The sequence below is a fragment of the Pseudomonas rhodesiae genome, from assembly GCF_013285305.1.
GTDB classification, from domain to species: Bacteria; Pseudomonadota; Gammaproteobacteria; order Pseudomonadales; family Pseudomonadaceae; genus Aquipseudomonas; species Aquipseudomonas rhodesiae.
Window position 1 is genome coordinate 1,722,265 of sequence record NZ_CP054205.1, and the last position, 14,661, is coordinate 1,736,925.

At 61.0% G+C, this 14,661-nt stretch carries 15 protein-coding genes; 8 read left to right on the forward strand and 7 right to left on the reverse strand.

From position 1 onward, the window contains the following. Positions 1 to 9: 9 nt before the first annotated feature. The 3 genes from HRH33_RS07700 to HRH33_RS07710 are packed head-to-tail and all read right to left on the reverse strand — an operon-like array spanning position 10 to position 2,591. On the reverse strand, positions 10 to 1,065 hold the full coding sequence (locus HRH33_RS07700) for an alkene reductase (RefSeq protein ID WP_034137307.1): 1,056 nt from the start codon (positions 1,063 to 1,065) through the stop codon (positions 10 to 12). A 28-nt stretch (positions 1,066 to 1,093) separates the two neighbouring features. Further along, entirely contained in the window at positions 1,094 to 2,260 is a 1,167-nt protein-coding gene (locus tag HRH33_RS07705; protein ID WP_034096331.1) for an MFS transporter, read from the reverse strand. A 13-nt stretch (positions 2,261 to 2,273) separates the two neighbouring features. Continuing rightward, on the reverse strand, positions 2,274 to 2,591 hold the full coding sequence (locus HRH33_RS07710) for an ArsR/SmtB family transcription factor (protein WP_034096332.1): 318 nt from the start codon (positions 2,589 to 2,591) through the stop codon (positions 2,274 to 2,276). A 155-nt stretch (positions 2,592 to 2,746) separates the two neighbouring features. On the opposite strand from HRH33_RS07710, the gene HRH33_RS07715 reads away from it, so the two are divergent. Beyond that, positions 2,747 to 3,331, forward strand: coding sequence for an acyl carrier protein phosphodiesterase (locus tag HRH33_RS07715; RefSeq protein ID WP_034137308.1), 585 nt, complete (start codon positions 2,747 to 2,749; stop codon positions 3,329 to 3,331). A 37-nt stretch (positions 3,332 to 3,368) separates the two neighbouring features. Here HRH33_RS07715 and HRH33_RS07720 read toward each other — a convergent pair whose 3' ends face one another. Together HRH33_RS07720 and olsB are read right to left on the reverse strand one after the other, a co-directional pair. After that, positions 3,369 to 4,160: a lysophospholipid acyltransferase family protein gene (locus HRH33_RS07720; RefSeq protein ID WP_034096334.1), complete on the reverse strand. Its 792-nt coding sequence runs from the start codon at positions 4,158 to 4,160 to the stop codon at positions 3,369 to 3,371. Continuing rightward, positions 4,160 to 4,915: an L-ornithine N(alpha)-acyltransferase gene (gene olsB, locus HRH33_RS07725; protein ID WP_034096335.1), complete on the reverse strand. Its 756-nt coding sequence runs from the start codon at positions 4,913 to 4,915 to the stop codon at positions 4,160 to 4,162. Before olsB ends, HRH33_RS07720 begins: the two co-directional genes overlap by 1 nt. Positions 4,916 to 5,099: 184 nt before the next feature. On the opposite strand from olsB, the gene HRH33_RS07730 reads away from it, so the two are divergent. From HRH33_RS07730 to HRH33_RS07745, 4 genes are all read left to right on the forward strand, one after another. Beyond that, positions 5,100 to 6,173, forward strand: coding sequence for a serine hydrolase domain-containing protein (locus tag HRH33_RS07730; protein ID WP_167416471.1), 1,074 nt, complete (start codon positions 5,100 to 5,102; stop codon positions 6,171 to 6,173). Beyond that, positions 6,170 to 6,484 carry a hypothetical protein gene (locus HRH33_RS07735; protein WP_034137310.1) on the forward strand — a complete coding sequence of 105 codons (315 nt, stop codon included), beginning with the start codon at positions 6,170 to 6,172 and terminating at the stop codon, positions 6,482 to 6,484. The genes HRH33_RS07730 and HRH33_RS07735 overlap by 4 nt, the downstream gene beginning before the upstream one ends. A gap of 170 nt (positions 6,485 to 6,654) precedes the next feature. Next, positions 6,655 to 7,245 (forward strand): YceI family protein, encoded by a 591-nt coding sequence (locus HRH33_RS07740; RefSeq protein ID WP_167416472.1) that lies wholly within the window; start codon positions 6,655 to 6,657, stop codon positions 7,243 to 7,245. A 1-nt stretch (position 7,246) separates the two neighbouring features. After that, positions 7,247 to 8,404, forward strand: coding sequence for a phospholipase D-like domain-containing protein (locus tag HRH33_RS07745; RefSeq protein WP_094064697.1), 1,158 nt, complete (start codon positions 7,247 to 7,249; stop codon positions 8,402 to 8,404). Positions 8,405 to 8,488: 84 nt separating this feature from the next. Here HRH33_RS07745 and HRH33_RS07750 read toward each other — a convergent pair whose 3' ends face one another. Further along, the gene (locus HRH33_RS07750; protein WP_167416473.1) at positions 8,489 to 9,739 is read right to left on the reverse strand and encodes a hypothetical protein; all 1,251 of its coding nucleotides are present in this window, start codon (positions 9,737 to 9,739) and stop codon (positions 8,489 to 8,491) included. A gap of 222 nt (positions 9,740 to 9,961) precedes the next feature. Then, positions 9,962 to 12,253: a beta-glucosidase BglX gene (bglX, locus tag HRH33_RS07755; RefSeq protein WP_167416474.1), complete on the reverse strand. Its 2,292-nt coding sequence runs from the start codon at positions 12,251 to 12,253 to the stop codon at positions 9,962 to 9,964. A 238-nt stretch (positions 12,254 to 12,491) separates the two neighbouring features. Between bglX and HRH33_RS07760 the strand changes: the two genes are divergently transcribed. The 3 genes from HRH33_RS07760 to HRH33_RS07770 are packed head-to-tail and all read left to right on the forward strand — an operon-like array spanning position 12,492 to position 14,499. Next, on the forward strand, positions 12,492 to 13,103 hold the full coding sequence (locus tag HRH33_RS07760; RefSeq protein ID WP_094064696.1) for a LemA family protein: 612 nt from the start codon (positions 12,492 to 12,494) through the stop codon (positions 13,101 to 13,103). Positions 13,104 to 13,121: 18 nt separating this feature from the next. Beyond that, positions 13,122 to 13,850, forward strand: coding sequence for a TPM domain-containing protein (locus HRH33_RS26505; protein WP_034096342.1), 729 nt, complete (start codon positions 13,122 to 13,124; stop codon positions 13,848 to 13,850). Positions 13,851 to 13,881: 31 nt separating this feature from the next. Beyond that, positions 13,882 to 14,499, forward strand: coding sequence for a TPM domain-containing protein (locus tag HRH33_RS07770; protein WP_167416475.1), 618 nt, complete (start codon positions 13,882 to 13,884; stop codon positions 14,497 to 14,499). Positions 14,500 to 14,661: the final 162 nt, after the last annotated feature.

The window sequence follows — 14,661 nt, forward strand, 5'->3', positions numbered from 1 at the left end:
TTTAGGCGATTACAGCGGCAGGGTCGGGTAGTCGATATAACCGACCGGGCCTTTGCCATAGAAGGTTTCCGGATGGGCTTCGTTCAGTGGCGCATCGGCCTCCAGACGAGCCGGCAGGTCCGGGTTGGCAATGAAAGGCACGCCGAACGCCACCGCATCCGCTTTACCCTCGGCCAGCCACGCATTGGCGCTGTCCTTGGTGAAGCGTTCATTGGCGATGTACGCGCCGCCGAAGGCTTTTTTCAGTTGCGGGCCAAGGCTGTCGGCGCCTTCTTTTTCACGGGAGCAGATAAACGCGATGCCGCGCTTGCCCAGCTCAGTGGCGACATAAGTAAAGGTTTCTGCCAGGTTGGCATCGCCCATGTCGTGCGAGTCGGCGCGGGGTGCCAGGTGCACGCCCACGCGGCCGGCGCCCCAGACTTCAATGGCCGCGTCGGTCACTTCCAGCAGCAGGCGTGCACGGTTTTCCAGGGAACCGCCGTACTGGTCGGTGCGCTGGTTGGTGCTGCTCTGCAGGAACTGGTCGAGCAGGTAGCCGTTGGCGCCATGGATTTCCACACCGTCGAAACCGGCGGCCTTGGCGTTCTCGGCGCCGGTACGGTAAGCGTCGACGATGTCGGCGATTTCAGCGGTTTCCAGGGCGCGCGGGGTCGGGTAGTCGGCCAGCGGACGCACCAGGCTGACGTGGCCCTTGGGTTGGATCGCACTCGGCGCCACTGGGGTTTCGCCGTTCAGGTACGACGGGTGGGAAATGCGCCCCACATGCCACAGTTGCAGGAAAATCTTGCCGCCGGCGCCGTGCACGGCTTTGGTCACGTTGGCCCAGCCGCGCACCTGGTCGTTGGACCAGATACCGGGGGTGTCCGGATAGCCCACGCCCATCGGCGTGACGGAAGTGGCTTCGCTGAGAATCAGCCCGGCAGACGCACGCTGCACGTAGTACTCGGCCATCAGCGCGTTGGGTACGCGACCGGCGTCGGCGCGGCAGCGGGTCAGCGGGGCCATGATGATGCGGTTCGACAGCTCCACGTCACCCAGTTTGATCGGATCGAAAATAGTCGTCATCGCACAATACCTTCTCTAGTTACTTGGATCAGTTGGTCGCAGGGGCCAGGTCGGCATCGCCGCTCTGACGGAAAGTTATCAAGGTCACCAGCAGGGCAAGGATCGCCAGGGCAGCGGCCGCCAGCGGCACACTGGTCAGGCCGAAACCATGGGCGATCACGCTGCCACCGACCCAGGCGCCGAGGGCGTTGCCGATGTTGAACGCGCCGATGTTCAAGGTGGACACCAGGTTCGGAGCGGCCTTGCCGAAGGTCACCACGTTGATCTGCAGCGCCGGCACGGCGGCGAACGCGGCGGTGGCCCACAGGAACAGGGTGATTTCGGTGGGGATCACGGCGACGCTGGTCCAGCTCAGTGCGGTGGACACCACCGCCATGCTGATAAATACGCCAATCAGCGTGGCCGCCAGACGTTTATCCGCCAGTTTTCCGCCGATGATGTTGCCCACGGTCAGGCCCAGGCCGATCAGCAGCAGGGTCCAGGTCACGCCTTTGGGCGACACCCCGGTGACATCGCCCAACAGCGGTGCCACATAGGTGAAGAGGGTGAACATGGACGCGGCGAACAGTGCCGTCATGCTCAGCGACAGCCAGATACCAGCACCCTTGAGGGCGGCCAGTTCGGCGCGCATGTCGAGCTTTTCTTCATCGCGCTTGGCCGGCAAGAAGCGGATCAGCCCGATCAGCGCCACCACACCGATCACGGTCACGGCCCAGAAGGTCGAGCGCCAGCCGGCTTGCTGGCCCAGTGCGGTGCCCAGGGGCACGCCGAGGACATTGGCCAGGGTCAAACCGGTGAACATCAGGGCTACGGCCGAGGCCCGCTTGTTGGCCGGCACCAGGTTGGCCGCCACCACCGAACCAATGCCGAAGAACGCGCCGTGGCATAGCGCGGTGACCACGCGGGCAAACATCAGCACGTTGTAGTCGCTGGCCAGTGCGCAGAGCAGGTTGCCGATAATGAAGATCCCCATCAACGCGACCAGCGCCGCCTTGCGTGGCAGTTTGGCCGTGGCCAGTGCCATAAATGGCGCGCCAATGGCCACGCCCAGGGCGTAACCGGTGACCAGCCAACCGGCGCCAGGGATCGATACGCCGAGGTCCGCTGCCACATCGGGCAGCAGGCCCATGATGACGAACTCGGTGGTGCCGATGGCGAAGGCGCTCAAGGCCAGGATGAGGAGCGAGAGGGGCATTTGTGGATCCTTTTTACAGCGGTTCAGCGCTGAGTTCAGTGATAAGCGCCGTGAGGAAGGCTTGGATCGCTTCCTCATTGCGTTTGAAAAAGTGCCACTGCCCGGCCTTCTGGCTGCTGATCAGACCCGCCCGTTGCAAGGTGGCCAGGTGGGCCGACACGGTCGACTGGGACAAGCCGCAGCGCTGGTCGATCTGCCCGGCACAGATGCCGTATTCGTGGTTGTGCAATTGCTCGGGGAATTGCACTTTTGGGTCTTTGAGCCAGTTGAGGATGTCTCGCCGTACTGGGTGCGCCAGGGCTTTTATTATTTCGTCGAGGTCGATGGACATGGCAGTGTGCTCGGTGTCGTAAAGCGTTATATCGCGATGAGGCGAACTTTAAATCGGTATATCCCGATATACCAATACGATTTAGCTCTGAGATCAGCTCAAATCGGTATATCGGGTTATAACGATACGTTGGCGGCAGTGCTAAACTGCGCGCCATGAATTATCTCGCACATCTGCACCTGGGCGGCCAACTTCCTGCGCAACTGCTGGGCAGCCTGTATGGCGACTTCGTCAAAGGCCGTCTGCAGGGCCAGTTCAGCCCATCCATCGAAGCGGCGATCCAGTTGCATCGCTCGATCGACCGGTTTACCGACAGCCATCCGTTGGTGGGGCAGGCGTTGTCGCGCTTCAGCCTGACCCGTCGGCGCTATGCGGGGATTGTTCTGGACGTGTTCTTCGATCACTGCCTGGCGCGGGATTGGACCTTGTATGCCGACCAGCCGCTGGAGCACTTCACCTCGCAGGTATACCGCGTATTGGCTGCCGAACCGCAGTTGCCCGGGCGCTTGGCGCAGATTGCGCCGTTTATGGCGGCCGATGATTGGTTGGGCTCGTACCGTGAATTTGCGGTGATGGAGCAGGTGTTGCGTGGGATTTCGCGGCGGCTGACGCAGCCTGAGGCGTTGGGGCAGGCGATGCGAGAGTTGCGACTTTTATATGAACCGTTGAGTGAAGACTTCCGGCGCTTCTACCCTGAATTGCAGGTGTTCGCACAGTCTCAACTGACAACATCAAACTAAATGTGGAGGAGGGGGCTTGCCCCCTCCCACATTTGTTTCAAGCTGCGAACGCTGGTCGTGCCGCTACTTGTTCTACCTCCGGCACCGGCCCAAACAACACCTTCTGTACCGCCTGCTGCGCCTGGTAAGCCAGCGCCGCGCGTTCCTGCCCGGCGCACGCAATCGGTGTGAGCACATGAATTTCCACATCGCCCTGGTCATTGGCGAACAACCGCATCAGGTGCGAGAGCAAGTCGTCATCGCCGATAAACGGCGCCAGGGGATCGACCTGTCCGTCACGCAGGTAACGGATCGCCACCGGTTGCAGCGACACGTCCGCATCGATGGCGCTGGCCAGCAGGCGCCCGTGGAAGGTGCGCAGGCTGCGACCGTCGGTGGTGGTGCCTTCGGGGAACATCAGCAGCGGGTGCTGTTGTTCCAGGTGGCGGGTCATTTGTTTGCGGATTAGTTGGCTGTCGCCCGAACCCCGGCGGATAAACAGGCTACCAGCCTTGGCCGCCAGCCAGCCGGCCACCGGCCAGGTGCGCACTTCGGCCTTGGACAGGAACGACATCGGCGCCACGGCGCCCAACAGCGGAATGTCGGTCCAGGACACGTGGTTGCTCACCCACAGCATCGGCTGCGTCGGCAACTCACCGTGTACCGTTACGCGAAAGGGTAGGGCGTTGGTCAGCCTCGCCATGAAAAACCGCGACCAGCGTTGGCGCCGCACCATCGAGTTGGCGATGCCCAATCGCTCGAACACACCGAACACGCTGGCCATGCTCAAGCCCAGCGCCACCACCAGCAACACCCGGGCGATGCGCCCGTACACGCGCAGGCGGCTCATCACATGGCCGCCTTGAAATGGCGCGCATACCGTGGGCACAACTCGTCGCGCTTGAGCAGGATAAATACGTCGGCCACCTGGAAATCCTCATCCCAGCACGGCTCGCCGCAGATCTTCGCCCCCAGGCGCATATAGGCCTTGAGCAGCGGCGGCATTTCGGCGATCACGTTGGACGGCAGATCCAGGGCCGGCAGTGGTTTTTTCGGCTCGGCGCGCAGGTGCTCGTTGCACAGATAGCGTTCGCGCAGACGCTGCATGATCGCGTGGGCCTGGATGCCGCCGTCGTGCATGGGGATGCTCGCGCAGCCCATCAAATAGCTGTAGCCGCCCTGGTTGAGCACTTCGGCCAACTCACCCCACAACACGGCGATGGTGCCGCCGTTGCGATAGGCCGGGTCGACGCAGGTGCGGCCAATCTCCAGGATCGGGCCTTTGAGATGGAGCAAGCCATGCAGGCTGAATTCTTCTTCACTGTAGAACCGCCCCAGAGTGCTGGCGGCCTGGTGGTCGAGCAAGCGCGTGGTGGCTACCAAGCGACCGGTGTTCAAGTCCCGCACGCCGATATGGCTGCAGTGCACATCATAATCATCCATGTCCAGGCCATGTTCCGCGCCTTTCAGCTTGGCATTGAACTCGCCGCTGAATACGTTGAACCGCAGGGCCTGGGCTTCCTGCAAAGCCTGGGCGCCGATCAGGCGTTCGGCTTGCAGACGGCGTTCATTGCCGGTGTCGCTGATGCGGGCGATCTGAGTCATGGCGAGTCTCCGAGTGCCGGCCACGTTTCGGCCGGTCGACTTTGTTGTCCAAACTCAGGCTATGGAGGCCCGGTGTCATCTCCATGAAGTTATGGTGACGCTTGGATGACAGGCACTGTGTCGTCAATCTGTCATCCACCGGCGCTAGGCTCGCGGGTTTGAATGCCCCGTTGAGTCCGCGTCTATGGTCAAAGGCTTGTTGTGCGCCGTGCTGCTGTTAATCACTATTAACGGCCATGCTGAGAACTGGCCTGACCAGGAGTGGGCCAAGGGCACGCCGCTCACCGGCCCCGCGCTCGAAGCCCTGGACGCCTATGCCTTTGCACCGCGCGACGACGCTACCCGCCAAGGCATTCGCACCGATGCCTTACTGGTGATCCGCGACGGTAAAGTTATTTACGAACGCTACGCCGCGCCCACCAGCGCCAGCACGCCGCACCTGACTTGGTCAGTGAGCAAAAGCCTGATGGCCTGCGTGCTGGGCGTGGCTTATGGCGACAATCGCTTCAAATTGAGCGACCCGGTGGCGCGTTTCTACCCGCCGATGAAGCAGCACCCGACGGTGACCATGGCCGACCTGCTGCACTGGGCCTCGGGCCTGGACTGGCAGGAAGACTACGAATTCGCCCCGCTCAAATCCTCTGTCGTGGCGATGCTCTACACCCGTGGGCGCGCGGATATGGCCGAGTTCGCCGCGAACAGCGACACCTTCAGCGCGCCGGGGCGGGCGTTTCGGTATTCCAGTGGCGATAGCAATCTTTTATCCGCTGCTCTTAAAGGCATGCTTGGCCACAAGGCGTACATGAGTTACCCGTGGGATGCGCTGTTTACCCCGCTGGGTATTCGCAATGCCACCTGGGAAACCGACGCCGACGAAACCTTTGTTGCCTCCTCCTATGCCTACCTCACCGCTCGCGATCTTGCGCGGGTCGGCCTACTGATGGCGCGGGATGGGCGTTGGAAGGACCAGCAACTGCTGCCCAGGGACTGGGTGGCCTTCAATCGCCAGGCGTTCGGTAACTACAAAGCCGGCCAGGACGAAGCCACGCCCGGCGGCCATTGGTGGCTCAACCAAGGCACGCCAAGGCCCTGGCCCGATGCCCCCGCCGACACTTTCGCCGCCCTCGGCCACTGGGGCCAGGCGCTGTATGTGATGCCCGAGCAGCGCCTGGTGATCGTGCGCTACGGCGACGATCGCGACGGCAGCTACCGCCACAACGAACTGCTCAAACGCGTGCTTGCGGCGGTGCAACCATGATCCGTCGTCGTCCGTTCACCAGCCTGTTTCTATTGCTGTTGCTCGCGCTGTTGGGGTGGGTATGGCACGAGCGCGTCAACCTGCAAGCCTTCCCCGATATCATCGCGGCGTACACCGCCAAGGAATATTGCTCCTGCCGCTATGTCGCGAATAACCCGGCGGCGTATTGCCTGGGGTACGTAAAACAGTATCTGCCGACCAGCGCGTTCAATGACAACCCGCTGCGTAGCGAAGTAACGGCCAGTGGCTTGGGGCGCACCCATACGGCGCGTTGGTTGGGGGAGCGCCAAGGCTGTCGCCTGAACCCCTGACACAAGATCCCCTGTGGGGGCGGGCTTGCCCGCCAAAGCTGTCTGTCAGTAAAGATGTGCCGACAGGCTCACCGCATTTTCGCGAGCAAGCACACTCCCACATTTGGATTTGCGCCGTTCGTGACATTGCGCTTAAGGTTCGTGCAGGTTTTTCGCCCCGCGAGTCCTTAATGTTCAATGTTTCGTTTATCCAACCCCTGGCTTTTGTCTTGCTGGCCGCTGTTGCCGTGCCCGCCCACGCCGACTGGTACCTGGACAACGAGTCCTCGCGCCTGTCTTTCGTCACCACCAAAAACACCGAGATTGCCGAGGTCCAGCGCTTCCTGGTCTTGCACGGCAAGGTCGACGACAAAGGCGCGGCGCAGGTGCAGGTGGAGCTGGAGTCGGTCAACAGCGGCATTCCGCTGCGCGATGAACGCATGCGCAATCAGTTGTTCGAGATCAAGACCTTCCCCGAAGGGCTGATCAGCGCACAGATCAACCTGCAACCCATCAATGACCTGGCCCCGGGCGCGCAACTGGAGTTACGCCTGCCCCTGAGTGTGACCTTGCATGGCAAGACCCAGACCTACAGCGCCGAACTGCTGGCTACGCGCCTGGATGACCGACGCTTCCAGGTGGTGACCCTGGAACCGGTGGTGCTGCACGCCGAGGATTTCGACCTGGCGCCCGGGGTGGCCGCGCTGCGCAAGACGGCCGGGCTCAAGTCCATCAGTTTGTCGGTGCCGGTGGGTGCGGTGCTGATCTTCACGGCGCGCTGACATGGGCGGCGCGGTGTTCCCGTGGCGCAGCGCCAACCGTTTCGAGTTGTTGATCGACGGCCCGCAGTTTTTTCCGCAGATGCTGGTGGGCATTGCCCGCGCCGAACAGCAAGTGGATCTGGAGTTGTACCTGGTAGAGGCCGGCGCGTGCGCCGAGGCAATGGTGCAAGCGTTGGTGCTCGCCGCCGAGCGCGGTGTGCGCGTGCGGTGCCTGTTCGATGACTACGGCAGCCTGGCGTTCACCCTGTCGCTGCGCAAGCGCTTGACCGACGCAGGCGTGGAGCTGCGTTTTTACAATCGCCTGAGCTGGCGTCGCTGGATGCGCAACCTGTACCGCGACCACCGCAAGCTGTTGCTGATCGACCAGCATGTGGCGGTGGTGGGTGGCACGGGCGTGACGGACGAGTTCTGGACACCGGGCCACGACACGGCCGAGTGGCATGAAGTGATGGTGCAGATCAGCGGCCCGCTGGTATTGGATTGGCAGGCATTGTTCGACCGCCAATGGCACGCCAACGCGGCGCGGCGCGCGTGGAAACCGGCCACCCATTTTGGCTTGCCGCGTCTGCCCAAAGTACCCGCCAGCGGGCCGGGGCTTGGCCGCGTCGCGTACGCCGACGCCCGCCAGCACCGCGATATTCTGCAATCGCTGATCCGCGCGCTGAACAACAGCCACCAGCGCATCTGGCTGGCCACTCCCTATTTCCTGCCGACCTGGGGCGTGCGGCGTGCCTTGCGCCGAGCGGCGGGGCGCGGCGTGGACGTGCGCTTGCTGCTCACCGGGCCCCGCACCGATCACCCGTCCGTGCGCTACGCCGGACATCGGTATTACCCGCGTTTGCTGCGTTCAGGCGTACAGATCTTTGAATACCAGCCGTGCTTCCTGCACCTGAAGATGGTGCTGGTGGACGACTGGGTAAGCATCGGCTCGTGCAATTTCGATCACTGGAACCTGCGCTTCAACTTGGAAGCCAATCTGGAAGCACTGGACCCCGAGCTGACCCAGGCGGTGGTGGCGAGTTTTACGGCGGATTTTGCCCAGAGCCAAACGGTGAGCCTGGAGGCGTGGAAAGCCCGGCCATTGTGGCGACGGGTCAAGCAGCGCGTCTGGGGGTGGATAGATCGGTTGGTGGTGAACTTGCTGGACCGGCGAGGCTAGGATTAGCGCCTATCCAGTTGAGCTATTGGACGAGCGTGTAGTGGGCTCCTGAAGAGTCAGGAGCCCGTCGAATGCTCGGATGACCTACACCGCCATTCTTGCGCCGCCTGAGGCTGAAACTTCAATGGCCATGAAATTACCCTTGTTGGAATTTTCTTCATATTCCTTATCTAACAGGCGCTGGATTTTATCGTTCAGCGTGCTAACAGATTCTTGATATTGAAGAAGTTTGTCGTTACTGCGATCTGGTGAGTTAGCTGACTCAGGGAATGAATTGTTGTCTGCTAGGTCTTTGGCCACTTGGTGAGTGCTGGAAATTTCATCCTTATTAATGGGGAGTCCATAAAAACTCAGCACGGAATCGAGAGAGGCCCTATCAGTTGGCTCTTCCGCATGCAGTACACCCTGTCCGGATGGGTAGATTATTCTGGCAATATCCACCAATGGCTTAAATGCCTCCTGATGTTTTGGGAACTGCTGCGAGAATTCTTCCTGGGTGAACGATTTCTCTTCGTCATTCCAGGTTTTCCCATGTAGTACTCCGTTGGCCGAGTCGTAGGACAACGAAGAGCGATCTATATTGTTATCATTTGCCCAGCTAGCCAGCCCTGTATTGCTGAATGCTTTCGTGGACGCTTCCAGCCATTTTCCGTAGGTCGACTCTTTGGGGATATCAACCATTGGCGAGGGGGTTGCAAGGTCGCTTTCCTTGAGCCCCAGCATGGTATTGGCAACAACCGTAGCGAGCTGACTGTCGCCGACAGGGTTCGATTGGGCGCTGATCCTCTTGTCGTAATCATTGAGGTCTTTGTGCAGGATATCAGCCCCCATTCTTTCATCTACGCCACTTTCCGGTGGTGCGGGGGCGGGCGTCGGTTCTGGTTCTGCCTCTGGTTCCGCATTCAGCACGTTAAAAAGATCATTGGCCCCGGAAGGGTCTTCACTTTTTTGATGGGGTTGGGTGGACGGAAACAGTGTATTGAAAAGATCATTGGCCTCGTTGGCGCCTTCTCTGTACGCGGACCTTGTGGAGTCAGACCTCTTTTGGCGCGAAAGCATATCACCCGTTGTCTTTTCTTCGGATGCGTTGGCCGAGTTAGAGTCCGATTGTCTGCTTTTTATGATTTCTTGTTTGAATGTGCCGTAAGCAGCGGCGGCCTCTGAATTGAACGGCGCTTTTACCTGTGCTGTTTTGGTCGACAAACTGTACGCTTGCGCTGATTGGGTAACAGTGTTGGATGTTGTTGTATGAGATTGCGGATTTATTGTCGTATCTGCCAATGCAATAGTTGATACGGACTGGTTTGAACTAGGGTGGTTGATATTTAAAGTCATGCAGGTGCTTCCGCGTATTGAATTTAAGTGTTTGTCGAGCCTTTAGTTGTGTGGGGGGATACGGATTTTCGTTCCGCTTGAGATGTTGTTGCTGGTTTCTTAGTTGCGTTTTTTGACAGAAGGGGGCAGTGGGAAGTGTGTTACGGCGTAGAGACCTTGGGAAAGTTTGCAGTCACCTCGGTAGCATCCTTTGCTCCGAGGTGAGGCATTTGCGGCATTGATTCAGAGCAGTTCGAAGCTCTGTTGCTGTACATCCTGAGAGTCCAGGCCGATCTGCACATTGAACTCGCCCGGTTCAGCGGCGTACTTGAGCTGTGTGTTGTAGAACTTCAAGTCGTCTTCGGTGATGGTGAAGTGCAGCGTGCGCTCTTCACCGGCTTTGAGCATGACTTTCTGGAAGTTCTTCAACTCCTTGATCGGGCGGATCATCGAGCCGGCCACGTCCTGGATATACAGCTGCACCACGGTTTCGCCATCGACCTTGCCGGTGTTTTTCACGGTGACGCTGGCGTCGAGCTTGCCGGTCTTGTTCAGGGTGGTGGACGACAGGGCCATGTCCGACAGGCTGAACGTGGTGTAGCTCAGGCCATAACCAAACGGAAACAGCGGTCCGGTGGTGTCATCGAAGTACTGCGAGGTGTAGTTGCCCGGTTTGCCCGGTGTGAAGGGGCGGCCGATGGTCAGGTGGTTGTAGTAGGTCGGAATCTGCCCTACCGAACGCGGGAAAGTGATCGGCAGTTTGCCCGACGGGTTGTAGTCGCCGAACAGCACATCCGCAATTGCATTACCGCCTTCGGTGCCGGCGAACCAGGTTTCCAGAATCGCATCGGCCTGTTGGTTCTCTTCCAGGATCGACAGCGGGCGGCCGTTCATCAGCACCAGGACCAGCGGTTTGCCGGTGGCCTTGAGCGCCTTGATCAGGTCGCGCTGGCTTTGCGGGATGTTCAGGTCGGTGCGGCTCGACGACTCGTGGGACATGCCACGGGACTCGCCCACTGCGGCGACGATCACGTCGGCCTGCTTGGCCGCTTGGACCGCCTCGTCGATCATGGCCTGGGGCGAGCGCTTGTCATCCACCACTTCCGGCGCATCGAAGTTAAGGAAATTGAGGTAATCGACTACGGCTTTGTCGTTGGTGATGTTGGCGCCGCGGGCGTAGATCACTTTGCCTTTTTCACCGATCACGGCGTTGAGGCCGTCCTGCAGAGTCACCGATTGCGCCGGGCGGCCGGCGGCGGCCCAACTGCCCATCATGTCGATAGGCGCCTTGGCCAGTGGGCCGACCAGGGCGATGGTGGCGGATTTCTTCAGGGGCAGGGTGTTGTTGTGGTTCTTCAACAGCACCAGGCTGCGACGGGCGATGTCGCGCGCCTCGGCGCGGTGCAGGCGGCTGTCGGCATAGGTGTCGACCGGGTCGTCCTCGGCCTTGCCGATGCGCAGGTACGGATCCTTGAACAGGCCCATGTCGTACTTGGCGCCGAGCACTTCGCGCACGGCGTTGTCGATGTCGCTCTGTTCGATCTCGCCGGACTTGAGCAGCCCCGGCAGTTCTTTGCCGTATAGCGAGTCGTTCATGCTCATGTCGATGCCGGCCTTGATCGCCAGCTTCGCGGCTTCACGCCCGTCCTTGGCCACGCCGTGCTTGATCAGCTCGAAGATCGCGCCGTGGTCGCTGACGGTCAGGCCCTTGAAGCCCCAGTTCTTGCGCAGCAGGTCGTTCATCAGCCAGGTGTTGGCGGTGGCGGGCACGCCGTTGATCGAGTTGAGCGCCACCATCACACCGCCGGAACCGGCCTTGATCGCGGCGTGGTAGGGCGGCAGGTAATCCTGGTACATCTTGACCGGGCTCATGTCGACCACGTTGTAGTCGCGACCGCCTTCCACCGCGCCGTACAGGGCGAAGTGCTTGACGCTGGCCATAAGGCTGTCGGCATTGGCCGGGCTGGTGCCCTGGAACGCCTTGACCATCACTTCGGCGATGCGCGAGACCAGGTAAGTGTCTTCGCCGAAGCCTTCGGAGGTGCGGCCCCAGCGCGGGTCGCGGGAGATGTCGACCATCGGCGCGAAGGTGATGTCGAGGCTGTCGGCGGCGGCTTCCTGGGCGGCGATGCGCCCGGAGCGGCCGATGGCATCCATGTCCCAGCTGGAGGCCAGGGCCAGGCTGATTGGGAAAATGGTGCGGTGGCCGTGGATCACGTCGTAGGCGAAGAACATCGGGATCTTCAGGCGGCTGCGCATGGCCGCGTCCTGCATCGGACGGTTTTCCGGGCGGGTGATGGAGTTGAACGTGCCGCCGATGCGGCCGGCGGCGATTTCCTTGCGGATCAGCTCGCGGGGCATTTCGGGGCCGATGCTGATCAGGCGCAACTGGCCGATCTTTTCATCCAGGGTCATCTGCTTGAGCAGGTCGCTGACGAAAGCGTCCTTGTCCTTAAGCGCAGCAGGCTTTGTTTCTGCCCATACGGGGTGACTGGCCAGAGTGGCAACAAGGCCGAGCAAACACAGCTTTTTCATGAATATCCTTTTTCGGCTCACTGCACAGCGCTTGCGCTGATCGGCCAAAATGTGGGGAGCGTCTATTGTTGTTCGGGTGTTGTTCAGATAAATGCAGCACACTCTGAACTCTTATTCGCGCTGGGCATCTTTGTAGCTGATTGGCTCGATGCGTACCAGTGGTGGCGGATTATGCCCCAAGCGCGCGGTTTATAGGGCAGGTCATCCAATTCCATCCAGTTTGGGCAGGAGATACACCATGCAAGCAGCACAGGTTAACCGCTGGGGCCTCAAGGCCGCGGCTCTGCTATTGATCAGCACGGTGCTGAGCGGTTGCGGCATCAACAACATACCCACCCTGGACGAGCAGGCCAAAGCAGCCTGGGGCCAAGTGCAGAACCAGTACCAACGTCGTGCCGACCTGATCCCCAACCTGGTGGAAGTGGTCAAGGGCTATGCCGCCCATGAGCAGGACACCCTGACCGCCGTGATCGAAGCGCGGGCCAAGGCCACGTCGATCCAGGTCGATGCCAGCACCCTGGACAACCCGGAAAAACTCAAGCAGTTCCAGCAGGCCCAGGACGGCTTGACCGGTGCCCTCAATCGCTTGATGGTGGTCTCCGAACGCTACCCGGATCTGAAAGCCAACCAGAACTTCCTGGCCCTGCAATCTCAACTGGAAGGCACCGAAAACCGCATCGCCGTGGCGCGCCGCGACTTTATCCAGGCCGTGCAGGCGTACAACACCGAGATCCGCACCTTCCCGGGCCGCCTGTGGCACAGCGTGATGTACAGCGATTTGCCGATCCGCGCCACGTTCGAAGCCACCAGTGCCGATGCCGATAAAGCGCCGCAAGTGAAGTTCAAATAAGGCTGCACTGAGGTGTCGATGCGTTTATTAAGGATAGGCCTGGCGCTGTGGCTGTTGGCCTGCGTGGGCGTGGCCCAGGCGGCGTTGACCTTCCCGGCGCTGACCGGGCGGGTGGTGGATAACGCCCAAATGATCGACCCGGCGGTGCGCGCGCAGTTGACCCAGCAGTTGCAGGCGCTGGAGCAGAAGAGCGGCGATCAGATCGTGGTGGTTACCGTACCCGACTTGCAAGGCGTGCCGATCGAGGACTTCGGTTATCAATTGGGGCGCCAGTGGGGCATCGGCCAGAAGGGCAAGGACAACGGCGCGCTGTTGATCGTCGCCCGCGATGAGCGCAAGTTGCGCATCGAAGTCGGCTACGGCCTGGAAGGTGTACTGACCGATGCGCAGTCCTGGGTGATCATCAATCAGGTGATCGCGCCCAAGTTCAAGGCCGGCCAGTACAGCCAGGGCATCAGCGACGGCGTGGCCGCGATGATCCAAGTGGTCGGCGGTGAACCGCTGGCGGTGCCCGCCCATGTGGCGGATGGCAACTTTGCCAAGGATAATCCGCGGCTCTCCATTGGCCTGTTCGTGTTGCTGATCGGCGTGTTGTGGCTGTGCAATCGCTTGGGCCTGCCGGTGGGCGCGATCCTGTTGGCGATCCTCAGCAGCAGCGGACGCGGCGGTGGCGGCGGCGGAGGGGGCGGTGGTTTCCGGGGCGGCGGCGGTGGCTTCGGCGGCGGCGGGGCCTCGGGCGGATGGTAATGACAATAACGAGAAAAGAGCATCTACAACCATGGCACTACTGAGTGAACACGAACAACGCCAGGTCGCTGAAGCGATCGCCCGGGTCGAGCAGCAGACCGAAGCCGAGCTGGTGACGGTGCTGGCCGCCCGTGCCGATGACTACGCGTACATCCCGTTGTTGTGGGCCAGCCTGATCGCCCTGGTGGTGCCGGGCGTGGTGCATTACCTGTCCGGCTACCTGACCATGTACACCTTGCTGTTGGCGCAGTGGGCGACGTTCATTGTGCTGTGCCTGGTGTTTCGCTTGCCCAAAGTCACTACGCGCCTGATCCCACGCTCGGTGCGGCATTGGCGCGCGTCCAACCTGGCGCGTCGGCAGTTTCTGGAGCAGAACCTGCACCACACAGTGGGCAGTACCGGGGTGCTGATTTTTGTCAGCGAGGCCGAGCGCTACGTGGAAATCCTGGTGGATGAAGGCATTTCCAAGCGCCTGGACGACAGCCGTTGGGACGCCATCGTCCAAGCCTTCACCCAGCAGGTCAAACAAGGCCAGACCCTGGCCGGGTTCATTGCCTGCATCGAGGCCTGTGGCGAGTTGCTCAAGGTGCATGTGCCGGTGACCCAGGCGCGCAATGAACTGCCCAATCGCCTGGTGGTACTTGAGTAGCCCAAACACCGCGATCAAAAAGCGTGGGGGCTTGCCACCGATGGCGGCGTGTCAGCTGGCTCATCCATTACTGAGCCGGCCTGATCGGGGGCAAGCCCCCTCCCACATGGCGCTGTGCTGAGTGAGCGAATTGTGTTGCAAAGGCCAGGTTTGCAGCAGTCC